Below are 24,292 nucleotides of genomic sequence, written 5' to 3' on the forward strand. Positions count from 1 at the left end.
TTCTTTGCACTAACCGATCCTGCCATATGCGCTGCTTTTTAGAGCTAAAAGCGCAGAAGTGTGTTCTGGATCAAAAAAATAACCCTGTCAGGGAGAGGGAAATCTGCGGAAGACCTGTCAAAATGTGAGTGTTAAACGCACGATCCATGCATGTAAAACCCCGCTACACTGAAATTAACCGCACAAACTGAAGCGATTTAGCTGGCGCTGATGAGGGTATATGTTAATAATATGATGCGGGTGTAAAATAATGTTTGGATACTTTTGTCAAAGTTGACAAAAGGTTATAGAAAGGAGTAAAAAACCCCATAAAATTGCTGCCTAATCAGGAAAGACAGCAACGTTTATAAGGTTTTTATCCTTCCCTTGAATCGATGTGGTGTGTTTGCTGCAACAGTGCAGGATGCCATCGCCACTTTTGATGAGTAAGCAAAGCGTATGTCAACAACCACCGAAGTCATCGCTCATCACTGGGCGTTTATTGTATTTATTGTGATCGCATTTGGCCTTTGTGCCTTTATGTTAACCGGCGGCTGGCTGCTTGGTGGACGTGCTAAAGCGCGTTACAAAAACACCCCGTTTGAGTCTGGTATTGAATCGGTTGGCGATACCCACATCCGCCTCTCTGCAAAATTCTATCTGGTTGCCATGTTTTTCGTTATTTTCGACGTGGAAGCCCTCTATTTATACGCCTGGTCGACCTCCATTCGCGAAAGCGGCTGGGTCGGCTTTGTCGAAGCCGCAATTTTCATTTTGGTGCTCCTGGCAGGCCTGGTTTATCTGGTTCGCATCGGCGCGCTGGATTGGGCTCCTGCGCGTCGTCGCGTAGTGGTCAAATCAAGCCCGGTCAGCCACAGTCACACCAACCCTCATAAGCAGTAAAAGCGAGGCAATAAGATGGACTACACGCTGACACGCGTAGACCCGAACGGCGGGGATGGCGATCGCTATCCTCTGCAGAAACAGGAGATTGTTACCGATCCTCTGGAACAGCACGTTCACCGTAGCGTTTATATGGGCAAGCTGGAACACGCTCTGCATGACATGGTGAACTGGGGTCGTAAGAACTCTCTCTGGCCCTATAACTTTGGCCTCTCCTGCTGCTACGTAGAAATGACCACGTCATTTACTGCGGTGCATGACGTGGCACGCTTTGGCGCTGAAGTTATGCGCGCCTCGCCGCGCCAGGCTGACTTTATGGTTATTGCCGGTACGCCTTTTACCAAAATGGCACCCGTTATTCAGCGTTTGTACGATCAGATGCTGGAACCTAAATGGGTGATCTCTATGGGTGCCTGCGCTAACTCAGGCGGGATGTATGACATCTATTCTGTCGTACAGGGTGTGGATAAATTTCTGCCGGTGGATGTTTACATTCCGGGCTGCCCGCCGCGTCCGGAAGCCTATATGCAGGCGCTGCTGCTGCTGCGTGAGTCGATCGGTAAAGAGCGCCGTCCACTCTCATGGGTAGTCGGTGACCAGGGTGTATATCGCGCCAACATGCAGTCTGAACGTGAAAGGAAACGTGGCGAGCGCATTGCCGTCACTAACCTGAGAACCCCGGACGAAGTGTAAGTATCCCGTACACGGATGGAGTAACGGCCACAGCAGAAAATGACAACGTAGTGTGTGCCGCCATCCTGACGCCTTCTTTTGAGTGCCTGATAACAGGCCGGAATGGTGAGTAACGTATGACAGATTTGACCACGCAAGATCTCGCTCAGCCAGCATGGCAAACCCGTGAGCACCTGGATGACCCGGTGATCGGCGAGCTGCGTAATCGTTTTGGGCCGGACGCCTTTACTGTTCAGGCAACCCGCACCGGCATTCCTGTAGTCTGGGTAAAGCGCGAACAGCTGCTGGAAATTGTAACGTTTCTGCGCAAGCTGCCTAAGCCCTATGTCATGCTGTATGACCTGCATGGCTTTGATGAGCGTTTACGTACCCACCGCGCAGGCCTGCCTGCTGCGGATTTTTCCGTTTTCTATCATCTGCTTTCTATTGAACGTAACCGCGACATTATGCTCAAGGTGGCGTTATCTGAAAACGATCTGAATGTGCCAACCATCACCACTATCTTCGCCAACGCCAACTGGTATGAGCGCGAGACCTGGGAGATGTTTGGCATTACGTTCCAGGGGCATCCTCATCTGACGCGCATTATGATGCCGCAGACCTGGGAAGGGCACCCGCTGCGTAAAGATTATCCGGCGCGCGCGACTGAGTTCGATCCCTTTACGCTGACTAAGCAGAAAGAAGATCTGGAGATGGAGTCGCTGACGTTCAAACCAGAAGAGTGGGGCATGAAACGCAGCACGGCCAATGAGGACTTTATGTTCCTTAACCTTGGCCCGAACCACCCCTCTGCGCACGGTGCTTTCCGTATCATCCTGCAGCTCGACGGTGAAGAGATTGTCGACTGCGTACCTGACGTTGGCTATCACCATCGCGGTGCCGAGAAGATGGGCGAGCGGCAGTCCTGGCACAGCTATATCCCCTATACCGATCGTATCGAGTATCTGGGCGGCTGTGTTAATGAAATGCCTTACGTACTCGCCGTAGAGAAACTGGCCGGGATCACGGTACCAGACCGCGTTAACGTCATTCGCGTGATGCTCTCTGAGCTGTTCCGTATCAACAGCCACCTGCTCTACATCTCAACCTTTATTCAGGACGTTGGCGCAATGACGCCAGTGTTCTTTGCGTTTACCGATCGTCAGAAAATTTATGATGTCGTGGAAGCGATTACCGGTTTCCGCATGCATCCCGCCTGGTTTCGTATCGGTGGTGTGGCGCACGATCTGCCGAAAGGCTGGGAGCGTCTGCTGCGTGAGTTCCTCGACTGGATGCCAAAACGCCTGAAAGAGTATGACAAAGCGGCACTGCGCAACACCGTGCTGATGGGACGCTCACAGGGCGTAGCCGCTTACAATATGGATGAAGCGCTGGCGTGGGGCACAACCGGTGCGGGTCTGCGTGCAACCGGTCTCGACTTTGACGTGCGTAAGTGGCGTCCTTATTCAGGCTACGAAAACTTCGATTTTGAAATTCCGGTTGGCGCAGGCATCAGCGATGCTTACACCCGCGTACAGCTGAAAATGGAAGAGATGTGGCAGTCGCTGCGTATTCTGGAGCAGTGCCTGAACAACATGCCGGAAGGGCCGTTCAAAGCGGACCATCCGCTGACCACGCCGCCGCCGAAAGAGCGTACGCTGCAGCACATTGAAACCCTGATCACCCACTTCCTGCAGGTCTCCTGGGGACCGGTGATGCCCGCCAATGAATCGTTCCAGATGATTGAGGCGACGAAAGGGATCAACAGCTACTACCTGACCAGCGACGGCAGCACCATGAGCTACCGCACCCGCGTGCGCACGCCAAGCTTCCCGCACCTGCAGCAGATCCCGTCAGTGATCCGCGGCAGCCTCGTATCCGATCTCATCGTCTACCTCGGTAGTATCGATTTTGTTATGTCAGACGTGGACCGCTAATTATGCACGATCAAAAAATTGCCATTCAAACCATCGACCCGAATGAGGTCTTTGTGCTGAGCGAGGCCGAGCACCACGCTATTGAGCATGAAAAACATCACTACGAGGATGCGCGCGCAGCCTCAATTGAAGCGCTGAAGATCGTGCAAAAACAGCGGGGCTGGGTGCCGGATGGCGCTATTCACGCAATTGCTAATGTGCTGGGTATTCCGGCCAGCGATGTCGAAGGCGTGGCAACGTTCTACAGCCAGATTTACCGTACGCCGGTTGGCCGTCACGTGATCCGCTACTGCGACAGCGTGGTGTGCCACATTACCGGTTATCAGGGCATTCAGGCAGCGCTGGAACAGAATCTTCATATTAAACCCGGCCAGACAACGGCAGACGGCCGCTTTACGCTGCTGCCTACCTGCTGCCTCGGCAACTGCGATAAGGGGCCGACCATGATGGTGAATGACGATACGCACGTTCACCTGACGCCGGAAGGTATCGCCTCGCTACTGGAGCAGTATCAATGATGAAACCCATTATTCGTGCTGCGGAAACGCATCCGCTGACCTGGCGTCTGCGCGACGACAAACAGCCGGTCTGGCTGGAAGAGTACCGCAGCAAAAATGGCTACGCTGGCGCCGAAAAAGCGCTGAACGGCATGAGCCAGGATGAAATCGTTGCGGCGGTCAAAGACTCTGGCCTGAAAGGGCGCGGCGGTGCGGGCTTCAGCACCGGCCTGAAGTGGAGTCTGATGCCAAAAGATGAGTCCATGAATATCCGTTATCTGCTGTGTAACGCGGATGAGATGGAGCCAGGCACCTATAAAGACCGCCTGCTGATGGAGCAGCTGCCACATCAGCTGGTGGAAGGCATGCTGATCAGTGCTTTCGCGCTAAAAGCTTATCGCGGCTACATCTTCCTGCGCGGTGAATATGTTGAAGCAGCAGAGAACCTGCGTCGCGCCATCGCCGAAGCTACAGAAGCGGGCTATCTCGGTAAAAATATTCTCGGCACCGGTTTTGATTTTGAACTGTTTGTTCACACCGGCGCGGGCCGCTATATCTGCGGTGAAGAGACGGCGCTGATCAACTCGCTGGAAGGGCGTCGTGCTAACCCGCGCTCAAAGCCACCGTTCCCGGCCAGCGCCGGCGTCTGGGGCAAGCCAACCTGCGTTAACAACGTTGAGACCCTCTCCAACGTGCCAGCTATCTTCCTGAACGGCGTGGAGTGGTACAAAGGGCTGTCTAAAAGTGAAGATGCCGGCACCAAAATGATGGGCTTCTCCGGCCGCGTTAAAAACCCTGGCGTCTGGGAACTGCCGTTTGGCATCACCGCCCGCGAGATTCTGGAAGATTATGCCGGCGGTATGCGCGATGGCCTGAAGTTTAAGGCGTGGCAGCCAGGCGGTGCCGGAACCGATTTTCTGACCGACCAGCATCTCGATCTGCCAATGGAGTTTGCCAGCATCGGTAAAGCGGGCAGCCGTCTGGGTACGGCGCTGGCGATGGCGGTAGATCACGAGATTAATATGGTGTCGCTGGTGCGTAACCTGGAAGAGTTTTTTGCCCGTGAGTCGTGCGGATGGTGTACGCCGTGCCGCGACGGCCTGCCGTGGAGCGTCAAGATCCTGCGCGCGCTGGAGCAGAAGCAGGGGCAGCCGGGTGATATCGAAACGCTGCTGCAGCTTTGCCGTCAGCTGGGCCCGGGTAAAACCTTCTGTGCGCATGCACCAGGCGCGGTTGAGCCTCTGCAGAGCGCAATTAAATATTTCCGTGAAGAGTTTGAAGCCGGCATTGCGCCGCAGGTGTTTGGCAATACCCGTTCTATCGGCGGTATTCAGCCTAACCTGCTGAAAACGCGCTGGTAAGCAGACCACCGTAGACGGAAGGCGCCAGACGCCAGTCCGGCTGAAAAGCGGGATAACAGAATTTGATGTTTAACGCTCGTCCCCGGACGAGCCTTACGGAAGCATGTTCACTATGGCTACAATCCATGTAGACGGTAAAGAATATGATGTGAACGGAGCGGACAACCTGCTACAGGCGTGTCTCTCTCTGGGCCTTGATATTCCCTATTTTTGCTGGCATCCGGCGCTCGGCAGCGTAGGCGCCTGCCGCCAGTGTGCGGTGAAGCAATTCCAGAATGCCGAAGATACCCGCGGCCGCCTCGTTATGTCCTGCATGACACCGGCATCGGATGGCACTTTTATCTCTATTGATGATGGCGAAGCGAAAGAGTTTCGTGAAAGCGTCGTAGAGTGGCTGATGACGAACCATCCGCACGACTGCCCGGTCTGCGAAGAGGGCGGTAACTGTCATCTGCAGGATATGACGGTAATGACGGGCCACAGCTTCCGTCGTTATCGCTTTACCAAGCGCACGCACCAGAATCAGGATCTTGGTCCGTTTATCTCCCATGAGATGAACCGCTGTATCGCCTGCTATCGCTGCGTTCGCTATTACAAAGATTATGCTGACGCCAAAGATCTGGGCGTCTATGGCGCACACGATAACGTCTACTTTGGTCGTCCGGAAGATGGCACGCTGGAGAGCGAATTTTCGGGTAACCTGGTTGAGATCTGCCCGACTGGCGTGTTTACCGATAAAACGCACTCTGAGCGCTATAACCGTAAATGGGATATGCAGTTTGCGCCCAGCATCTGCCAGCAGTGCAGCGTCGGCTGTAACACCAGTCCTGGCGAGCGCTATGGCGAGCTGCGTCGTATTGAAAACCGTTATAACGGCACGGTAAACCACTACTTCCTCTGCGATCGCGGTCGTTTTGGCTATGGCTATGTCAACCGCAAAGATCGCCCGCGTCACCCGCATCAGCTGCGCGGCAGCGATACGATTACGCTGAACGCAGAGCAGGCGGTTAACGCTGCGGCTGACATGCTGCGTCAGGCGAAACGCGTGATCGGTATCGGCTCACCCCGTGCCAGCATCGAGAGCAACTTTGCCCTGCGTGAGCTGGTGGGTGCCGGCAACTTCTCAACCGGTATGCCGGCAGGAGAGCAGGCGCGTGTTGAACTGATGCTGAACGTGCTGCAGAACAGCGGTATCTATACGCCTTCACTGCGCGAAATGGAAAGTTACGATGCCGTGCTGGTGCTGGGCGAAGATCTGACGCAGGTGGGCGCGCGCGTCGCGCTGTCAGTGCGCCAGGCCGTAAAAGGCAAAGCACGCGAGATGGCAGCCGCGCAGAAAGTTGCAGACTGGCAGATCGCCGCCATCCTGAATATCGGTCAGCATGCGAAACATCCGCTGTTTGTCACTAACGTCGATGAAACTCGTCTGGATGATATTGCGGCGTGGAGCTATCGCGCCCCGGTAGAAGATCAGGCGCGCCTCGGGTTTGCCATCGCCAGCGCGCTGGATGAGAGCGCACCCGCGGTAAGTGATATCGATAAGTCACTTAGCAGCAAAATTGATGTGGTAGTACAGGCGCTGGCAGGGGCGAAAAAGCCGCTGATTATCTCCGGCACCCACTCCGGCACGACCGCGATGATTGAGGCGGCTGCAAACGTGGCGAAAGCGCTGAAAGCCCGCGGTGCCGACGTAGGGATCACCCTGCTGGCCGGCGCGGCTAATAGCATGGGCCTGGGCATGATGGGCGGTCACTCGCTGGATGCGGCGCTGGATCAGCTGACAAACGGCGAAGCGGATGCGCTGGTAGTGCTGGAGAACGATCTCTATCGCCACGCGCCGAAAGCCCGCGTCGACGCTGCGCTACAGAAGGCGTCAGGCGTGATTGTAGTTGACCACCAGCGGACCGCCACGCTGGAGAAAGCCGGTATGGTGCTCTCCGCGGCCAGCTTCGCTGAAAGTGATGGCACCTCAATCAACCATGAAGGTCGCGCGCAGCGCTTCTTCCAGGTTTACGATCCCGCTTACTATGACAACAGCATTGTGATGCTGGAAAGCTGGCGCTGGCTGCATTCGCTGCACAGCGCGCTGGAGAGCCGTCATATCGACTGGACGCAGCTGGATCACGTGATTGATGCGGCGATTATTGCGCTGCCGCAGCTGAAAGGCATCAAAGATGCGGCACCGGATGCCAGCTTCCGCATTCGCGGTCAGAAGCTGGCGCGTTCACCGCATCGCGCCAGCGGTCGTACTGCCGCCCGCGCCAATATCAGCGTACATGAGCCACGTCAGCCGCAGGATAAAGACACTATGTTTGCCTTCTCAATGGAAGGGAACAACCAGCCTGAAGCACCGCGCTCGCAGATCCCCTTTGCCTGGGCGCCGGGCTGGAACTCACCGCAGGCGTGGAACAAATTCCAGGATGAAGTTGGCGGCAAACTGCGGAATGGCGATCCGGGTGTCCGGCTGTTTGAAGCGGGCGAAGGCTCACTGCCGTGGTTTAGCAACGTGCCGGAGCGGTTTGCCAGCGGCAGCCATTTCCGCGTTGCGCCTTACTACCGGCTGTTTGGCAGTGAAGAGATGACGCAGCGCTCTCCGACGTTCCAGAAGCGTATGGTGCCGGCTGAGCTGGTGATTAACCCAACGGATGCAGAGAAGCTTGGCGTCAATCACGGCGCTGCCGCAGAGCTGGTTTGCGCCGGCGAAACACTGCGCCTGCCGGTACGCTTCTCCGCTTTCCTGCAGCCGGGTCAGATTGGTCTGCCGCTCGGCATGCCGGGTGTGCCGCCGTTCCTTGCGCATGCGCAAATTGATCAACTGCAGGAGGCTGCGCAATGAGCTGGCTGACATCGGACGTTATCGACATCATTCTGCAGGTGGTTAAGGCGATTGTAATTTTGCTGGTCGTGGTAGCCTGCGGGGCGTTCATGAGCTTTGCCGAGCGTCGTTTGCTCGGCTTATGGCAGAACCGCTACGGACCTAACCGTGTCGGCTGGGGCGGTTCACTCCAGCTGGCGGCGGATATGATCAAAATGTTCTTTAAAGAGGACTGGGTACCGCCGTTTACCGACCGCTTCATCTTTACTCTGGCACCGGTTATTGCTTTTGTATCGCTGCTGCTGGCCTTTGCGATTGTACCGGTTTCACCCACCTGGATGGTCACGGATCTGAACATCGGTCTGCTGTTCTTCCTGATGATGGCGGGTCTGGCCGTCTACGCCGTGCTGTTTGCCGGCTGGTCGAGTAACAACAAATACTCGCTGCTGGGTGCGATGCGTGCCTCTGCGCAGACGCTGAGCTATGAGGTGTTTCTTGGCCTGTCGCTGATGGGCGTAGTGGCGCAGGCGGGATCGTTTAACCTGAATGCGATTGTTGAAAACCAGACGCACCTCTGGAACATCATTCCGCAGTTCTTTGGCTTTGTGACCTTCTGTATTGCCGGGGTAGCGGTGTGTCACCGTCATCCGTTTGACCAGCCGGAAGCGGAACAGGAGCTGGCTGACGGTTACCATATTGAATATGCCGGTATGAAGTTCGGTCTGTTCTTTGTGGGTGAATATGTCGCCATTACCACGGTTTCCGCGCTGATTGTCACGCTGTTCTTTGGCGGCTGGCATGGACCTTTCCTGCCGCCATTCATCTGGTTCGCCCTGAAAACGGCGTTCTTCATGGTGATGTTTATCCTGATCCGTGCTGCGCTGCCGCGTCCACGCTATGACCAGGTGCTGTCGTTCGGCTGGAAAGTTTGTCTGCCGTTGACGCTGTTGAACCTGCTGGCGACCGCCGCAGTGATTCTGTACAACGCGCAGTAAGGGGTATTGAGATGACATTAAAAGATATTGTCGTTGGCTTCGGCACGACAGTGCGCAGTATCTGGATGATCGGCATGCACGCCTTTGCCAAACGCGAAACGCAGATGTATCCGGAAGAGCCGGTCTATCTGCCGCCGCGCTATCGTGGTCGCATTGTGCTGACGCGCGATCCTGACGGTGAAGAGCGCTGCGTTGCCTGTAACCTCTGCGCAGTAGCCTGCCCGGTCGGCTGTATCTCGCTGCAGAAAGCAGAGACGCAGGATGGCCGCTGGTATCCGGAATTCTTTCGCATCAACTTTTCACGCTGCATTTTTTGTGGCCTGTGTGAAGAAGCCTGTCCGACCACTGCGATTCAGCTGACCCCTGATTTTGAGCTGGGTGAGTTTAAGCGTCAGGACCTGGTGTATGAGAAGCAGGATCTGCTGATCTCGGGACCCGGCAAATACCCGGAATACAATTTCTATCGTATGGCGGGTATGGCGATCGACGGAAAAGAGAAGGGCGACGCGGAAAACGAAGCCAAACCGATCGACGTCAAAGGGTTACTACCTTAAGGAGCCAGGTATGGAATTTGCGTTTTATCTTTGCGGACTGGTGGCGGTGCTGACGACGCTGCGCGTTATCACGCATACGAACCCGGTACACGCGCTGCTGTACCTGATTGTTTCGCTGCTGTCGATTGCCGGCGCGTTTTTTGCCATGGGTGCCTACTTTGCAGGCGCGCTGGAAATTATCGTATACGCCGGTGCCATTATGGTGCTGTTTGTGTTTGTGGTGATGATGCTTAATCTCGGCAAGCAGCAGCAGGAGCAGGAACGCGAGTGGCTTAAGCCCTCGCTCTGGGTGGGACCCGGCATCGTTTCAGCGCTGCTGCTGGTGGTGATGGTTTACGCTATTCTCACCGCCACCGATCAGGGTATTGATGGCACGGTTATCGATGCAAAAGCGGTCGGTATCAGCCTGTTTGGCCCGTATGTTCTGGCAGTTGAGCTGGCTTCAATGCTGCTGCTGGCAGGCCTGGTGGTGGCCTTCCATATCGGTCGCGACGATCGTCACGCTGAAGTGATGAGCCATCGCGTCACGGATGCGGCATCCAATAAGGAGGGACAGGCATGATCCCATTACAACATGGCCTGATTCTGGCTGCGGTGCTCTTTGTTCTCGGCCTGACCTCGCTGGTGCTGCGCCGTAATCTGCTCTTTATGCTGATTGGTCTGGAGATCATGATCAACGCCGCAGCGCTGGCGCTGGTGGTAGCGGGCAGCTATTGGGGACAGGCAGATGGTCAGGTGATGTATATCCTGGCAATCAGCCTTGCGGCAGCGGAAGCGAGTATTGGCCTGGCTCTGCTGCTGCAGCTCTATCGTCGTCGTCAGACGCTGAACATTGACACAGTGAGCGAGATGCGCGGATGAATCTTCTCTATTTAACTGTACTGTTTCCGCTAATTGGCTTTTTGCTGTTAGCGTTTTCCCGGGGCCGCTGGTCGGAGAACCTGTCAGCCGCTGTCGGAATGGGGTCGGTCGGTCTTTCAGCCCTGACCACGCTCTATGCGGGCATGGAGTTTTTCAGTCAGGGGCAACAGCCGTTTACGCAGGCATTGTGGACCTGGATGCAGGTTGGCAACTTTGACATTAAAGTGAACCTGGTGCTGGATGGCCTGTCGCTGACCATGCTCTCTGTCGTCACCGGCGTCGGCTTCTTTATCCATATGTTCGCCTCCTGGTATATGCGTGGTGAAGAGGGCTATTCGCGCTTCTTCGCCTATACCAACCTGTTTATCGCCAGCATGGTAGTACTGGTTCTGGCTGATAACCTGATGCTGATGTACCTCGGCTGGGAAGGGGTAGGGCTCTGCTCCTATCTGCTGATCGGCTTCTACTACAGCAATCCGGACAACGGCAAAGCGGCCATGAAAGCCTTTATCATCACCCGCGTGGGCGATGTGTTCCTGGCCTTTGCGCTGTTTATTCTCTACAACGAACTCGGCACGCTGAACTTCCGCGAGCTGATGGCGCTGGCACCGGCACACTTTGCCGCCGACAACAGCATGCTGCAGTGGGCGACCCTGATGCTGCTGGGTGGCGCGGTAGGTAAATCGGCTCAGCTGCCGCTGCAGACCTGGCTGGCGGATGCGATGGCGGGTCCGACGCCGGTTTCAGCGCTGATCCATGCGGCAACCATGGTAACGGCGGGCGTCTATCTGATCGCCCGTACCCACGGCCTGTTCCTGCTGACGCCTGACGTTCTGCACCTGGTGGGCATTGTCGGGGCTATCACGCTGGTACTGGCGGGCTTTGCTGCGCTGGTTCAGACCGATATCAAGCGCGTCCTGGCTTACTCAACCATGAGTCAGATTGGCTACATGTTTCTGGCGCTGGGCGTGCAGGCGTGGGATGCGGCGATTTTCCATCTGATGACGCACGCATTCTTTAAAGCGCTGCTGTTCCTCTCGTCTGGCTCCGTTATTCTGGCGTGCCATCATGAGCAGAACATCTTCAAAATGGGTGGCCTGCGCAAGAGCATTCCGCTGGTTTATGCCTGCTTCCTGGTGGGCGGTGCCGCGCTGGCTGCGCTGCCGCTTATTACCGCAGGCTTCTACAGTAAAGATGAGATCCTGTTTGGTGCGCTGGCTAATGGTCACATCAATCTGATGGTTGCCGGTCTGGTCGGGGCATTCCTTACCTCTATCTATACCTTCCGCATGATCTTTATCGTGTTCCACGGCGAAGAGAAGATCCACGCGCATGCCGGTAAAGGCATTACCCATCATCTGCCGCTGATTGTGCTGCTGATTCTCTCCACCTTCATTGGCGCGCTGATAACGCCTCCGCTGGCAGGCGTACTGCCGGAAAATGAATTTGGTGAAAACGGCAAAATGGCACTGGAGATCGCCTCAGGCCTGGTCGCTGTCAGCGGTATTCTGATTGCTGCTGCACTCTGGCTGGGCAAGCGTCAGCTGGTGACCCGCGTAGCCAACAGCGCACCGGGCCGCTTCTTCGGCACCTGGTGGTTTGCCGCGTGGGGCTTTGACTGGCTGTATGACAAAGTCTTTGTCAAACCCTATCTCGGTATCGCCTGGCTGCTGCAGCGCGATCCGCTGAACTCACTGATGAACCTGCCTGCGCTGCTGTCGCGTATTGGTAATAAAGGTCTGGTTGTCAGCGAGAACGGGTACCTGCGCTGGTATGTTGCCTCCATGAGTGTGGGTGCCGTTGTGGTGCTTGCCCTGATGCTGGTGATGTAAAGATTGATGGGCTTGGAAGAGAAGATGACAGAAACTGCTTCTCTTCCTGATAGCGAATGTGAAAATTGCCTGAATGACGAAGCGTAATCGGCGCAGCCCGTTTCGTTATCGCCAGCGCACAGCAACCGGAGCGTACTGATGTACGTAAGGATTGCAGGCACTGCCGGAAACGAAACGGGCAAGCAGGATAGCTCGAAACCAGGTTAAAAAAAGGGAAGTATGCCGTGCTATTACCTTGGCTAATAATAATACCTTTCGTCGGGGGCCTGCTCTGCTGGCTGGCTGAACGGCTTGGCGCAAAAGTACCGCGCTGGATCGCCCTGATCACCATGGGGCTCACGCTGGCGCTTGGCCTGCAGCTGTGGCTGCAGGGGGGCTATTCGCTGACGCAGGCCAGCGGTCTGCCGCAGTGGCAATCAAGCTTTGATGTTGCGTGGATCCCGCGCTTTGGTATTCGCTTCCACCTGGCAATTGATGGTTTGTCACTGCTGATGGTGGTACTGACCGGTCTGCTGGGCCTGATGGCAGTCCTCTGCTCATGGAACGAGATTGAGAAGTATCAGGGCTTTTTCCACCTCAACCTGATGTGGATCCTGGGCGGCGTTATCGGCGTATTCCTTGCCATCGACATGTTCCTGTTCTTCTTCTTCTGGGAGATGATGCTGGTGCCGATGTATTTCCTCATCGCGCTCTGGGGACATAAAGCGTCGGATGGTAAAACCCGTATCACGGCGGCGACCAAGTTCTTTATTTACACCCAGGCGTCTGGTCTGGTGATGCTGATTGCGATTCTGGCGCTGGTGTTTGTGCACTACAATGCGACCGGCGTCTGGACCTTCAGCTATGAAGAGCTGCTGAAAACGCCGATGTCACGCAATGTCGAATGGCTGCTGATGCTGGGCTTCTTCATCGCCTTTGCGGTGAAAATGCCGGTGGTGCCGCTTCATGGCTGGCTGCCCGATGCACACAGTCAGGCGCCGACTGCCGGCTCCGTCGATCTGGCCGGTATTCTGCTGAAAACCGCAGCCTATGGTCTGCTGCGCTTTAGCCTGCCGCTGTTTCCGAACGCTTCAGCTGAATTTGCACCGATTGCGATGTGGCTTGGCATTATCGGCATCTTCTATGGTGCCTGGATGGCGTTCTCGCAGACCGATATTAAACGTCTGATCGCCTATACCTCGATTTCGCACATGGGCTTTGTGCTGATCGCGATCTATACCGGCAGCCAGCTGGCCTTCCAGGGCGCGGTTATCCAGATGATTGCTCACGGTCTTTCAGCCGCGGCACTGTTTATTCTGTGCGGCCAGCTGTATGAACGTCTGCATACCCGCGATATGCGTCAGATGGGCGGTCTGTGGTCGCGAATCAAATGGATCCCGGGTCTGTCACTCTTTTTTGCGGTAGCGAATCTCGGCATGCCGGGGACCGGCAACTTTGTGGGCGAATTCATGATCCTGACCGGCAGCTTCCAGGTCGTGCCTGTGATTATCGTGATTGCCACCTTTGGGCTGGTGTTCGCCTCGGTCTACTCGCTAATCATGATGCAGCGTGCTTACTATGGCGAAGCGAAATCGAAAGAGCCGCTGCCGGGCATGTCAGTACGCGAATTTGCCACCATCGGCGTGCTGGTCGTGCTGCTGGTGCTGCTGGGTGTCTACCCGCAGCCGATTCTCGATACGTCCCATGCTGCGATGAGTAATATTCAGCAGTGGTTTACCGCTTCAATTTCAACTACAAGGCCGTAATTCGCCATGACAATAACTCCTCAACAATTGATCGCGCTACTGCCGCTGTTGATCGTCGGACTGACGGTGGTGGTGGTGATGCTGTCCATTGCGTGGCGACGCAACCACTTCGTTAATGCCACGCTGACCGTTATTGGCCTGAACCTTGCGCTGGTGTCGCTGTGGTTTGTTGGTCAGGCGGGCGCAATGGATGTCACGCCGCTGCTGCGCGTTGACGGCTACTCCATGTTTTATACCGCGCTGGTGATGCTGGCGAGTCTGGCGACCTGTACGTTCGCCTATCCCTGGCTGGCGGGCTTCCCGGATAACAAGGATGAGTTTTACCTGCTGGTGCTGATTGCCGCGCTGGGTGGCGTGGTGCTGGCAAGTGCCAACCATCTCGCCGCGCTGTTTATCGGTATTGAGCTGCTCTCCCTGCCGCTGTTTGGCCTGATTGGCTACGCCTTCCGGCAGAAACGTTCGCTGGAAGCGGCGCTGAAATACACCATTCTTTCTGCGGCCGCCTCGTCGTTTCTGCTGTTTGGTATTGCGCTGGTCTACGCCGATTCCGGCAGCCTGAGCTTTGTTCAGCTGGGTAACAGCCTGACCGACAGCATGATCCAGCAGCCGCTGCTGCTGGTGGGACTGGGAATGATGATTATCGGCCTGGGCTTTAAGCTGTCGCTGGTGCCGTTTCACCTCTGGACGCCGGACGTTTATCAGGGCGCGCCTGCACCGGTATCGACCTTCCTGGCAACCGCCAGCAAGATCGCTATCTTTGGTGTCATTATGCGCCTGTTTATGTACGCGCCGCTGACCGACAGCGAAGCGGTACGCACCGTGCTGGGGATTATCGCCTTTGTCTCTATCCTGGTGGGTAACCTGATGGCGATTTCGCAGAGCAACATTAAGCGTCTGCTCGGCTACTCCTCTATCGCTCATCTCGGCTATCTGCTGGTCGCGCTGATTGCGGTGAAAACGCATCAGCTGTCGCTGGAAACGGCTGGCGTCTACCTGGCGGGTTATCTGTTCAGCAGCCTGGGTGCGTTTGGCGTGGTCAGCCTGATGTCCAGCCCGTATCGCGGTCCGGATGCTGACTCGCTCTATTCCTATCGCGGCCTGTTCTGGCATCGTCCGGTACTTTCAGCGGTCATGACGGTGATGATGCTATCGCTGGCGGGTATTCCGATGACGCTGGGCTTTATCGGTAAGTTTTACGTTATCGCATCCGGTGTGAATGCGCATCTCTGGTGGCTGACTGCTGCAGTCGTTGCCGGCAGCGCCATCGGCCTGTACTACTATCTGCGCGTAACGGTGAGCCTCTATCTCACCCCGCCAGAGCTGCATACGCGTGATACGCCTGCTAACTGGGCGTTTACCGCGGGTGGTGTGGTTGTCCTGATCTCCGCCATTCTGGTGCTGCTGCTGGGTGTTTATCCGCAGCCGCTCATCAGGCTGGTGCAGATGGCGCAACCGCTGATGTAACGATGCATTCTGCTGACGAAAATCAGGCCTCCGGGCCTGATTTTTTTTATCTGTATCGATGGCCGCTACCATCATGGTGTGACTTCGGCCGGCGGAGTAGTCTCAGAATATTGTCATTTGAAGAGGAGGATATCTGTGGAAATAGCATGGCTTGATTGCCACCACCAGGAACTGACGGCACAGCAACTCTATACGCTGCTGGCGCTGCGTAACCGGGTTTTTATTGTGGAGCAGCAGTGCCCCTATCAGGATCTGGATGGCCAGGATCTGGCTGCAGAAAACCGTCATATCCTCGGTTTTCTTGAAGGGAAGCTGCTGGCCTGCGCGCGCATACTGACACCCGCGCAGCCGGATAAGGCAGTCGTTGTGGGGCGGGTGATTGTCTCTGAAGAGGCGCGCGGGCTGAAGCTGGGCTACCGGCTGATGGAACAGGTGCTGAACAGCTGTGAAACGCACTGGCCCGGGCAGGCAATTTATCTGTCGGCGCAGGCGCACCTTGAGGGATTTTATGGCCGGCTCGGTTTTCAGGCGGTCACTGCTGTTTACCTTGAAGATGAGATTCCGCATATCGGCATGCAGAAAATATAACGGCGAGGGAAGCCTCGCCGTTATCGTTATCAGCCCGGCGTCATCTGCCGGTCATCGGTATATTTACGCTGATCGGGCGGTGGCGGAAAATACTGGTAGAGCCAGGTTTCGCTCAGCGTCTCATCTTTGGTGCGCAGGAACAGGCGCATCTCCACAGGCGTGGTCGCATCGCTGTTCGGATACCAGTCAAACAGAATGCGATAACCGTTAATCGGTTCAACGTAGAGGATCTCTACCTGTTTGAACGTGCCTGATGAAACGGTAATGACCGGCTCAATGCCCCTGGCAGCGGCTGCTTTCAGGTCGCCATCAATGAAATCTACGGCAAAGCGGCGGCACCAGGTCTCCGGGAAATGTTCACCCGGCGCCCAGCCTTCGGGAAAACCGCCAATGCCGGTACGGGTCGCATCCACGCGCGCCAGATCGCTGCGCACCGGCGGCAGCTGGCTCCAGTAGAGCTTATAGCCAAAGTTCAGCTCGCTGCCCGCCTGAATCGGCTCCTCTGGCTGCCAGAAGCAGACCACGTTATCCAGCGTTTCCCCGGTGGTAGGGATCTCCATCAGATTAATCGCACCTTTACCCCATTTTCCGGTTGGCTCGACCCACAGGCTCGGGCGTTTGTCGTACCAGCCAATCACATCCTGATAATTTTTAAAGTCGTGATCCAGCTGCAGCAGACCAAAGCCGCGCGGGTTTTCATCTTTATAGGCGTTGAACTGCAGGCGCTGCGGGTTATTAAGCGGACGGGCGATCCATTCACCGCTGCCGCTCCACATCGCCAGGCGATCGGAGTCATGGATCTGCGGATGGTAGGTGTTGCACATGCGGCGTTCGTTAGTACCGCAACTGAACATACTGGTCATCGGCGCAATGCCGAGCTGACGAATCGCTTTACGTGTATAGAGGTGGTTTTCCACTTCCATCACCACGCGTTTCTCTTCACAGTGAATGGTGAATTTGTAGGCACCGGTCAGGCTGGCACCATCCAGCAGGGCATACACGACAAAGGTAGTGTCGTCTGCTTTTGGCGTTTCAAACCAGAACGCGGTGAAATCAGGAAACTCCTCCTGACCGTTGCTGAACGTGTTAACAGCAACGCCGCGGGCGGAGAGGCCATACTGATAGGTTTCATCCACGGCGCGGAAGTAGCTGGCCCCGAGGAAAGAGACGATATCACGCCGCGCCAGCTCCGGCTTTTTAAACGCGCGGAAACCGGCAAAGCCGAGATCGTTTTTACCCGCCAGCTGCTGCGTGTCGACGCCGGCGTCATGATACTTAAACAGCTCCGGGCGAAAGTGGATTTCCCGTGCTTCGCGGCTGGCCGCATCAACAGAGAACATGCGGATACGCCGTTTAAATCCCATGCCGACGTGGAAAAACTGCACGTCCAGCTCGCGATCGGCGACGTTGTTCCACAGCGAGTGCTGAGCGTCATACTGAATTTCGTTGTACGCTTGCGGCGTAAGGGTCGCCAGCGTGTCAGGCAGCGCACCGGGCGCACCGCCCCAGGGTTTTTTCGCCAGCGCGGCGGCCTTCTGTTTCAATACATCAAAATCGAAGCGCACGGCTTTGCCGTCGGCGATGCCGTCATCGGCCCATGCAGATTGCGCAAACAGCGAGGAGAGCCCGGTCATGCCACTCAGGGCTGACAGAGCGACGGACGCTTTCACAAATTTTCTACGATTCATGCCGGAATTCTAATCCTTAGCTGCTCGGGTGTATTGTGTCTGTTTCCAGACGATTAGCGTCGGGCTACAGGGGGTTACGACAGTGGCGCAATCAAAAAATTCACTCGCCGGAAAATTTATCAGATTAATCAAATAAACGAAGCAGATTCTCTGTCGATCAGGGGGATCCGGCCTGTTTTTACAAAGCCGTCACGTTTTTACGGAGCGCACAGACGCAATTTCGGCCAGCAAAGTTATGATTTATGGCTATAGTTAATCGACACGTTATGAACACGGAGGAACCGCATAATGTCATCTTCAGACCAATTTGATAACCGTTATGAATCAGGTATTGACGACGATCTGGCGCTGTTAACTGAAACGCTTGAAGAAGTGCTGCGCGCGTCCGGCGATCCGGCCGATCAGAAGTATATTGAACTCAAACAAAAAGCTGAGCAGGCGCTGGAAGATGTGAAGAGCCGCGTCAGTCAGGCTTCGGACAGCTACTACTATCGTGCCAAACAGGCGGCCTATCGTGCCGATGATTACGTGCATGAAAAACCGTGGCAGGGCGTGGGTATTGGCGCCGCTGCAGGCCTGTTTGTAGGTTTACTGCTGGCCCGTCGTTAATACGCTGCCGGGCGCGCGCAACGCTGCGCCCGGCTTCGCCTGCCATACTTTCTTCGCTATTTACGACCTCTTTCCCGATTTCCCTTCCTGATGATTGTGTTTACCTCGCCTGCTTTCTACAGTAAAGCGTAACCAGGACAAGGAGAATGCAACGTGATACGTGTTGAGATGCTCGCCACGGGCGATGAAGTGCTGCATGGACAAATTGTGGATACCAACGCCGCCTGGCTGGCGGACGTGCTGTTTCAGCATGGCCTGCCGATGACCAGCCGCATGACCGTGGGTGATGCACTGCCGTCGCTGATTGATGCATTACAGAGCCGTAGCCAGGTGGCAGATGTGCTGATTGTTAACGGAGGACTGGGGCCGACCTCTGATGATTTGAGCGCGCAGGCCGCCGCGGCCGCCAGCGGTTGCGAGCTGGTGCTGCAGACAGAATGGCTGGCAAAAATGGAAGCCTGGTTTGCCAGTCGCGGTCGCGTGATGGCCGCCAGCAATCGCAAACAGGCTGAAATCCCGGCTAACGCCACGCTTATCGATAACCCGGTGGGTACCGCCTGTGGTTTCGCACTCCAGCTCAACCGCTGCTGGATTTTCTTTACGCCGGGCGTGCCGTCAGAATTCAAAGTGATGGTGGAGCAGGAGATTATTCCGCGCCTGAAAGCACGTTTTACCCTGCCTGAACCCCCGCTCTGCCTGCGCCTGACGACCTTTGGCCGCGGCGAGAGTGATATTGCGGCTGAGCTGGAGCCGCTGGCGCTGCCCGAAGGGGTCGTAATGGGTTACCGCTCTTCAATGCCGATTATCGAAATCAAGCTTACCGGGCCTGCCAGTGCGCGCGTGGCGATGGAGCAGGTCTGGCAGCAGGTAAAGCTGCTGCTGGCCGAATGTACGATTTTCGAAGGCACCGAAGGGCTGCCCGCGCTGCTGGCGCGTGAGCTGCAGCAGCGTGAGTTTCGCCTCGCCACCAGTGAGCAGTATACCGCCGGCTTTCTGCACTGGCAGCTGGCCGCCGCGGACGTGCCGCTAAGTGCTGGCGAGATTCTGGCGCCGCAGGCAGAAACACTTGAAGCACAGGTTGAGCGGACACGCATGCTGGCGGCAGAGCAGGGCAGCGCTCTGGCGCTCTCTGTCGGTGAGCTGGCCGAAGGAGAAATCGCGATTGCGCTGCAGACGCCGGAAGCGGGCTGGGGACAGCGGGTGAAATTTTCACACGGTCGTCATAATCAGGAAACCCGGCAGAAAGTGGTGGCGATGATGGCAATGAACATGCTGCGTCGCTGGCTGCACGGCAGCGAAGTTTCAACCGGACACGGCTGGATCGACATACTGGAAACGGTAAAGCACTGATTGCGCCTGCGAAGGGGCATACCGGATACGTCAGTGCTTAACCGGTATCGCTTGCAAAGGGAGCCTGGTTGCGGAAGTGACGGTGGCCTGCCGCCGCGCCATCCATGGCGCGGAGGCTGCTGCAAATCACCGTCGCTTCCGCGCCCTGTGACTTCTGCATAGCTGTCAGATAACTCGCTCTTACAGCCGCACAGAAGCACAGGGGAAGAGGGGGCGTTGAACTAAGCCGGACGTCACGCGGCAGGGACGCCGCGTGCCGAGGCCCGCAGGGAGCGGGTGTTGCCGTTCCGGGCGTGTTCAGCGCCCCCTCTGACCAGAGTGGCTTTCTTGTCGCATGAACGATGTGAAAGAAAACAGACGAGGGCGGTTACAGCTCAATCTCAATCTCGCCGCGCGCTTTACAGCAGCAGGGCAGGATTTCACCCTGCTGAATAAAAGCCAGCGGGGTTTCAGCGTAATCGACCTCGCCCCGTACCAGGCGCATACGGCAGGAGCCGCAGTAGCCTTCACGGCACTGAAACTCCACGCAGAGGTTATGGGCCTCCAGCGTGGTCAGCAGATTAGGATGTTCATCTGCGCACTCCAGGCGGGAGCCTGAACTGCGCAGGATAATAACAGCGCGGCTCATGCTCAGAGCTGGAAATCGTTGAAGTCGTCTTCGCCTACTTCAGAGTCAATCTGACCCACCAGATAGGAGCTGACTTCCACTTCCTGCGGTGCTACCTGCACGTTATCAGACACCAGCCAGGAGTTGATCCATGGAATCGGGTTGGAGCGGGTCTGGAAGGGCAGATCGAGACCCACCGCCTGCATACGGATATTGGTGATGTACTCAATGTACTGGCACAGAATATCTTTATTCAGACCAATCATCGAGCCGCCGCTGAACAGATACTCTGCCCACTCTTTCTCCTGCAGTGCCGCCTTCTTAAACAGCTCGAAGCACTCTTCACGGCACTCCGCAGCAATCTCTTTCATCTCCGGATCGTCTTCACCACTGCGCAGCAGGTTCAGCATATGCTGGGTGCCGGTCAGGTGCAGCGCTTCATCACGCGCGATCAGCTTGATGATTTTGGCGTTGCCTTCCATCAGTTCACGTTCGGCGAAAGCGAATGAACAGGCGAAGCTGACGTAAAAGCGAATCGCTTCCAGCGCGTTAACGCTCATCAGACAGATGTAGAGCTGCTTTTTCAGCGCACGCAGGCTGACGGTGACTGATTTACCGGCAACCTGATGCGTGCCTTCGCCCAGCAGATGCCAGTAGTTGGTCATCTCAATCAGATCGTCGTAGTACTTTGAGATATCCTGCGCGCGCGCCAGAATCTGCTCGTTGGTGACGATATCATCAAACACCAGCGACGGATCGTTGACGATGTTGCGGATAATATGGGTGTAAGAGCGTGAGTGAATGGTCTCAGAAAACGCCCAGGTTTCAATCCAGGTTTCCAGCTCCGGGATAGAGATCAGCGGCAGCAGCGCGACGTTCGGGCTGCGGCCCTGGATAGAATCGAGCAGCGTCTGATACTTCAGGTTGCTGATGAAGATATGCTTTTCGTGATCCGGCAGTGCCTGGTAGTCGATGCGATCGCGTGAGACGTCGACCTCTTCCGGACGCCAGAAGAAAGAGAGCTGCTTCTCAATCAGCTTTTCAAAAATGTCATATTTCTGCTGATCGAAACGCGCCACGTTCACGGACTGGCCGAAGAACATCGGCTCTTTCAGCTGATCGTTTTTATTCTGTGAAAAAGTAGTATAAGCCATGACTAAGTCCAAAAAGTGAAGCGGGCTGGCAGCGCCAGCCCTGACATAAGTACGCGTCGCCGGTCAGATTTTGCAGGCGCCGCTTTCGCAGCCATCATCCTGAATCGACGGGGCCAGATCGTCCTGTGCATCTTCTGCGCCATCGCGGGTGTTTTGATAGTAGAGCGTCTTCACACCAAACTTATAGGCGGTAAGCAGATCTTTCAGCAGCTGTTTCATCGGTACTTTACCGTTGGCAAAGCGGCCCGGATCGTAGTTCGTGTTTGAGGAGATCGCCTGATCGATAAACTTCTGCATCACGCCGACCAGCTGCAGATAACCATCATTAGAAGGCATTTCCCACAGCAGCTCATACTGATCTTTCAGACGATCATACTCCGGCACTACCTGACGCAGGATGCCATCTTTAGACGCTTTAATACTGATGTGGCCGCGCGGCGGTTCAATACCGTTAGTGGCGTTAGAGATCTGCGAAGAGGTCTCTGACGGCATCAGGGCAGAGAGCGTGGAGTTACGCAGGCCGTGCGTGGTGATCGATTCACGCAGCGCTTCCCAGTCGAGATGCAGCGGCTCATTGCAGACGGCGTCCAGATCCTTTTTATAGGTATCAATCGGCAGAATACCTTGTGAATAGGTCGTCTCTTTAAACCACGGGCAGGCGCCTTGCTCTTTTGCCAGCTCATTTGATGCTTTCAGCAGATAGTACTGAATAGCCTCAAAGGTTTTGTGCGTCAGATTGTTAGCGCTGCCGTCAGAGTAGCGTACGCCGTGCTTCGCCAGGTAGTAAGCGTAGTTAATGACGCCAATACCCAGCGTACGGCGACCCATGGCACCACGCTGTGCTGCCGGAATCGGATAGTCCTGATAATCAAGCAGCGCATCGAGCGCGCGAACCGCCAGCACCGCCAGCTCTTCGAGGTCGTCGAGGCTGTTGATGGCACCGAGGTTGAAGGCGGAAAGCGTACAGAGCGCAATTTCGCCGTTCTCATCATTCACATCCTCAAGCGGCTTGGTTGGCAGCGCAATCTCAAGGCAGAGGTTGGACTGACGCACTGGCGCAATCGCCGGGTCAAACGGGCTGTGGGTATTGCAGTGATCGACGTTCTGGATGTAGATACGACCGGTTGAGGCGCGCTCCTGCATCATCAGCGAGAAGAGATCGACCGCTTTTACACGCTGCTTGCGGATGCTCTCATCTTTCTCATATTTGGTGTAGAGACGTTCAAACTCTTCCTGATCGGCGAAGAACGCATCATACAGGCCCGGGACATCTGACGGGCTGAACAGGGTGATATCTTCGCCTTTCAGCAGGCGGGTATACATCAGCTTGTTGATCTGAACGCCGTAGTCCATGTGGCGCACGCGGTTACCTTCCACGCCACGGTTGTTTTTCAGCACCAGCAGGCTTTCCACTTCCAGATGCCACATCGGATAGAACAGCGTCGCTGCACCGCCGCGCACGCCACCCTGAGAGCACGATTTCACCGCCGTCTGGAAATGCTTATAGAACGGGATACAGCCGGTATGGAACGCTTCGCCGCCGCGGATCGGGCTGCCCAGCGCACGAATACGGCCTGCGTTAATACCGATGCCGGCGCGCTGTGACACATATTTCACGATAGCGCTGGAGGTGGCGTTGATAGAGTCCAGGCTGTCGCCGCACTCAATCAGGACGCAGGAGCTGAACTGACGGGTCGGGGTGCGCACGCCAGACATGATTGGCGTTGGCAGCGAGATCTTGAAGGTGGAGATCGCGTCATAAAAGCGCTTGATGTAGCTCATGCGCGTATCGCGTGGATAGTTTGAGAACAGGCAGGCTGCGACCAGGATATACAGGAACTGCGCGCTCTCATAGATCTCACCGCTGACGCGGTTCTGCACCAGATATTTTCCTTCCAGCTGCTTAACCGCAGCGTAAGAGAAGTTCATATCGCGCCAGTGATCGATGTAGCTGTCCATCAGCTCAAACTCTTCGGTGCTGTAATCTTCCAGCAGGTGGCGGTCATATTTGCCCAGCTCCACCATTTTCACGACCTGATCGTAAAGCTTCGGTGGCTCAAACTGGCCATAGGCTTTTTTACGCAGATGGAAGATAGCCAGACGTGCTGCCAGATACTGGTAATCTGGCGCATCGCGCGAAATCAGATCGGCTGCGGCTTTGATGATGGTTTCATGGATATCAGAGGTTCTGATGCCATCATAAAACTGAATGTGGGAGCGCAGTTCAACCTGAGAAACTGAAACATTGTTCAGCCCTTCAGCCGCCCAGTCGAGTACACGGTGAATTTTATCGAGATCAATGCGTTCCTGACGGCCATCGCGTTTGGTGACGAGCAGACTTTGGTTCATGTCGCGTGTTTACCTGTCCATGAAATAGGAAATTATCCCCTAACTATTCACAAGGTCTATGCACAAGCCGCTCGCTGTGAGTAAGCCTGTGGATAAACACTATATATAGGGGGTTCGGGAAGTTTTACTAACTATATGGTGAGTATTTTAGTCAGCATTCTTTGCTTAACAAGAGTTGATTTTTGGCAAAGAATCAGTCCTGGTAGCCGGGAAAAATCCTGGATCCGCGTGGCATAAGGCCTGGGTTAGCTGTCAACGGCTTCATACTTTTTTTTAATAGTATGACTGAGCGCGTAAATCTCAATCAAAGGCGCGGAACCCGTCCTTAAGGC

Annotated in this window: 20 protein-coding genes; 16 read left to right on the plus strand and 4 right to left on the minus strand. The window is 55.7% G+C overall.

Features of this window, described 5'->3' with window-relative positions; genetic code table 11:
- Nucleotides 1-438: 438 nt before the first annotated feature.
- The 14 genes from HA43_RS04985 to HA43_RS05050 all read left to right on the plus strand — a co-directional run bounded on the left by HA43_RS04985 (nucleotide 439) and on the right by HA43_RS05050 (nucleotide 16,203).
- Complete coding sequence (locus HA43_RS04985; protein WP_039379033.1) at nucleotides 439-882, plus strand: NADH-quinone oxidoreductase subunit A; 444 nt, start codon at nucleotides 439-441, stop codon at nucleotides 880-882.
- A 15-nt stretch (nucleotides 883-897) separates the two neighbouring features.
- Nucleotides 898-1,575: a NuoB/complex I 20 kDa subunit family protein gene (locus HA43_RS04990; RefSeq protein WP_039379030.1), complete on the plus strand. Its 678-nt coding sequence runs from the start codon at nucleotides 898-900 to the stop codon at nucleotides 1,573-1,575.
- A 116-nt stretch (nucleotides 1,576-1,691) separates the two neighbouring features.
- On the plus strand, nucleotides 1,692-3,491 hold the full coding sequence (gene nuoC, locus HA43_RS04995) for an NADH-quinone oxidoreductase subunit C/D (RefSeq protein WP_039379028.1): 1,800 nt from the start codon (nucleotides 1,692-1,694) through the stop codon (nucleotides 3,489-3,491).
- A 2-nt stretch (nucleotides 3,492-3,493) separates the two neighbouring features.
- Nucleotides 3,494-4,009 (plus strand): NADH-quinone oxidoreductase subunit NuoE, encoded by a 516-nt coding sequence (nuoE, locus tag HA43_RS05000; protein WP_039379025.1) that lies wholly within the window; start codon nucleotides 3,494-3,496, stop codon nucleotides 4,007-4,009.
- Nucleotides 4,009-5,349, plus strand: coding sequence for an NADH-quinone oxidoreductase subunit NuoF (gene nuoF, locus HA43_RS05005; protein ID WP_094111141.1), 1,341 nt, complete (start codon nucleotides 4,009-4,011; stop codon nucleotides 5,347-5,349). The genes nuoE and nuoF overlap by 1 nt, the downstream gene beginning before the upstream one ends.
- 112 nt (nucleotides 5,350-5,461) lie before the next feature.
- Nucleotides 5,462-8,185: an NADH-quinone oxidoreductase subunit NuoG gene (gene nuoG / locus HA43_RS05010; RefSeq protein WP_094111122.1), complete on the plus strand. Its 2,724-nt coding sequence runs from the start codon at nucleotides 5,462-5,464 to the stop codon at nucleotides 8,183-8,185.
- Nucleotides 8,182-9,159 carry an NADH-quinone oxidoreductase subunit NuoH gene (gene nuoH, locus HA43_RS05015; protein ID WP_039385568.1) on the plus strand — a complete coding sequence of 326 codons (978 nt, stop codon included), beginning with the start codon at nucleotides 8,182-8,184 and terminating at the stop codon, nucleotides 9,157-9,159. Before nuoG ends, nuoH begins: the two co-directional genes overlap by 4 nt.
- An 11-nt stretch (nucleotides 9,160-9,170) precedes the next feature.
- Nucleotides 9,171-9,713: an NADH-quinone oxidoreductase subunit NuoI gene (nuoI, locus tag HA43_RS05020; RefSeq protein WP_039385566.1), complete on the plus strand. Its 543-nt coding sequence runs from the start codon at nucleotides 9,171-9,173 to the stop codon at nucleotides 9,711-9,713.
- Nucleotides 9,714-9,723: 10 nt separating this feature from the next.
- Nucleotides 9,724-10,275 (plus strand): NADH-quinone oxidoreductase subunit J, encoded by a 552-nt coding sequence (gene nuoJ, locus HA43_RS05025; RefSeq protein WP_039385563.1) that lies wholly within the window; start codon nucleotides 9,724-9,726, stop codon nucleotides 10,273-10,275.
- Nucleotides 10,272-10,574, plus strand: a complete 303-nt coding sequence (nuoK, locus tag HA43_RS05030) for an NADH-quinone oxidoreductase subunit NuoK (protein WP_013509877.1) — start codon at nucleotides 10,272-10,274, stop codon at nucleotides 10,572-10,574. Before nuoJ ends, nuoK begins: the two co-directional genes overlap by 4 nt.
- Nucleotides 10,571-12,406, plus strand: a complete 1,836-nt coding sequence (nuoL, locus tag HA43_RS05035) for an NADH-quinone oxidoreductase subunit L (RefSeq protein ID WP_094111123.1) — start codon at nucleotides 10,571-10,573, stop codon at nucleotides 12,404-12,406. The genes nuoK and nuoL overlap by 4 nt, the downstream gene beginning before the upstream one ends.
- A 224-nt stretch (nucleotides 12,407-12,630) precedes the next feature.
- Nucleotides 12,631-14,151 carry an NADH-quinone oxidoreductase subunit M gene (gene nuoM, locus HA43_RS05040; protein ID WP_039385553.1) on the plus strand — a complete coding sequence of 507 codons (1,521 nt, stop codon included), beginning with the start codon at nucleotides 12,631-12,633 and terminating at the stop codon, nucleotides 14,149-14,151.
- Between the two features lie 6 nt (nucleotides 14,152-14,157).
- Nucleotides 14,158-15,615: an NADH-quinone oxidoreductase subunit NuoN gene (gene nuoN / locus HA43_RS05045; RefSeq protein WP_039385550.1), complete on the plus strand. Its 1,458-nt coding sequence runs from the start codon at nucleotides 14,158-14,160 to the stop codon at nucleotides 15,613-15,615.
- Nucleotides 15,616-15,750: 135 nt separating this feature from the next.
- On the plus strand, nucleotides 15,751-16,203 hold the full coding sequence (locus tag HA43_RS05050; protein ID WP_039385547.1) for a GNAT family N-acetyltransferase: 453 nt from the start codon (nucleotides 15,751-15,753) through the stop codon (nucleotides 16,201-16,203).
- Nucleotides 16,204-16,232: 29 nt separating this feature from the next.
- Here the strand turns inward: HA43_RS05050 and HA43_RS05055 are convergent, their stop codons facing one another.
- Nucleotides 16,233-17,891 carry a glucan biosynthesis protein D gene (locus tag HA43_RS05055; protein WP_039385544.1) on the minus strand — a complete coding sequence of 553 codons (1,659 nt, stop codon included), beginning with the start codon at nucleotides 17,889-17,891 and terminating at the stop codon, nucleotides 16,233-16,235.
- Between the two features lie 288 nt (nucleotides 17,892-18,179).
- On the opposite strand from HA43_RS05055, the gene elaB reads away from it, so the two are divergent.
- Together elaB and HA43_RS05065 are read left to right on the plus strand one after the other, a co-directional pair.
- Complete coding sequence (gene elaB, locus HA43_RS05060; RefSeq protein ID WP_039385541.1) at nucleotides 18,180-18,500, plus strand: stress response protein ElaB; 321 nt, start codon at nucleotides 18,180-18,182, stop codon at nucleotides 18,498-18,500.
- A gap of 153 nt (nucleotides 18,501-18,653) precedes the next feature.
- Nucleotides 18,654-19,850 carry a nicotinamide mononucleotide deamidase-related protein YfaY gene (locus tag HA43_RS05065; RefSeq protein WP_094111124.1) on the plus strand — a complete coding sequence of 399 codons (1,197 nt, stop codon included), beginning with the start codon at nucleotides 18,654-18,656 and terminating at the stop codon, nucleotides 19,848-19,850.
- Nucleotides 19,851-20,217: 367 nt separating this feature from the next.
- Here HA43_RS05065 and yfaE read toward each other — a convergent pair whose 3' ends face one another.
- The 3 genes from yfaE to nrdA form a co-directional block, all read right to left on the minus strand.
- Complete coding sequence (yfaE, locus tag HA43_RS05070) at nucleotides 20,218-20,478, minus strand: class I ribonucleotide reductase maintenance protein YfaE (RefSeq protein WP_094111125.1); 261 nt, start codon at nucleotides 20,476-20,478, stop codon at nucleotides 20,218-20,220.
- Nucleotides 20,479-20,480: 2 nt separating this feature from the next.
- On the minus strand, nucleotides 20,481-21,611 hold the full coding sequence (gene nrdB, locus HA43_RS05075) for a class Ia ribonucleoside-diphosphate reductase subunit beta (RefSeq protein ID WP_039385534.1): 1,131 nt from the start codon (nucleotides 21,609-21,611) through the stop codon (nucleotides 20,481-20,483).
- A 63-nt stretch (nucleotides 21,612-21,674) separates the two neighbouring features.
- Nucleotides 21,675-23,960, minus strand: a complete 2,286-nt coding sequence (nrdA, locus tag HA43_RS05080; RefSeq protein ID WP_094111126.1) for a class 1a ribonucleoside-diphosphate reductase subunit alpha — start codon at nucleotides 23,958-23,960, stop codon at nucleotides 21,675-21,677.
- Nucleotides 23,961-24,292: the final 332 nt, after the last annotated feature.

The sequence above is a fragment of the Pantoea eucrina genome (genome assembly GCF_002095385.1).
GTDB classification, from domain to species: Bacteria; Pseudomonadota; Gammaproteobacteria; order Enterobacterales; family Enterobacteriaceae; genus Pantoea; species Pantoea eucrina.

Excerpts from the sequence above, each read along its gene's own strand:
- HA43_RS04985 (WP_039379033.1), top strand. The coding sequence starts at position 439 with ATGTCAACAACCACCGAAGTCATCGCTCATCACTGGGCGTTTATTGTA.
- HA43_RS04990 (WP_039379030.1), top strand. The coding sequence starts at position 898 with ATGGACTACACGCTGACACGCGTAGACCCGAACGGCGGGGATGGCGAT.
- nuoC (WP_039379028.1), top strand. The coding sequence starts at position 1,692 with ATGACAGATTTGACCACGCAAGATCTCGCTCAGCCAGCATGGCAAACC.
- nuoE (WP_039379025.1), top strand. The coding sequence starts at position 3,494 with ATGCACGATCAAAAAATTGCCATTCAAACCATCGACCCGAATGAGGTC.
- nuoF (WP_094111141.1), top strand. The coding sequence starts at position 4,009 with ATGAAACCCATTATTCGTGCTGCGGAAACGCATCCGCTGACCTGGCGT.
- nuoG (WP_094111122.1), top strand. The coding sequence starts at position 5,462 with ATGGCTACAATCCATGTAGACGGTAAAGAATATGATGTGAACGGAGCG.
- nuoH (WP_039385568.1), top strand. The coding sequence starts at position 8,182 with ATGAGCTGGCTGACATCGGACGTTATCGACATCATTCTGCAGGTGGTT.
- nuoI (WP_039385566.1), top strand. The coding sequence starts at position 9,171 with ATGACATTAAAAGATATTGTCGTTGGCTTCGGCACGACAGTGCGCAGT.
- nuoJ (WP_039385563.1), top strand. The coding sequence starts at position 9,724 with ATGGAATTTGCGTTTTATCTTTGCGGACTGGTGGCGGTGCTGACGACG.
- nuoK (WP_013509877.1), top strand. The coding sequence starts at position 10,272 with ATGATCCCATTACAACATGGCCTGATTCTGGCTGCGGTGCTCTTTGTT.
- nuoL (WP_094111123.1), top strand. The coding sequence starts at position 10,571 with ATGAATCTTCTCTATTTAACTGTACTGTTTCCGCTAATTGGCTTTTTG.
- nuoN (WP_039385550.1), top strand. The coding sequence starts at position 14,158 with ATGACAATAACTCCTCAACAATTGATCGCGCTACTGCCGCTGTTGATC.
- HA43_RS05055 (WP_039385544.1), bottom strand. The coding sequence starts at position 17,891 with ATGAATCGTAGAAAATTTGTGAAAGCGTCCGTCGCTCTGTCAGCCCTG.
- elaB (WP_039385541.1), top strand. The coding sequence starts at position 18,180 with ATGTCATCTTCAGACCAATTTGATAACCGTTATGAATCAGGTATTGAC.
- yfaE (WP_094111125.1), bottom strand. The coding sequence starts at position 20,478 with ATGAGCCGCGCTGTTATTATCCTGCGCAGTTCAGGCTCCCGCCTGGAG.
- nrdB (WP_039385534.1), bottom strand. The coding sequence starts at position 21,611 with ATGGCTTATACTACTTTTTCACAGAATAAAAACGATCAGCTGAAAGAG.
- nrdA (WP_094111126.1), bottom strand. The coding sequence starts at position 23,960 with ATGAACCAAAGTCTGCTCGTCACCAAACGCGATGGCCGTCAGGAACGC.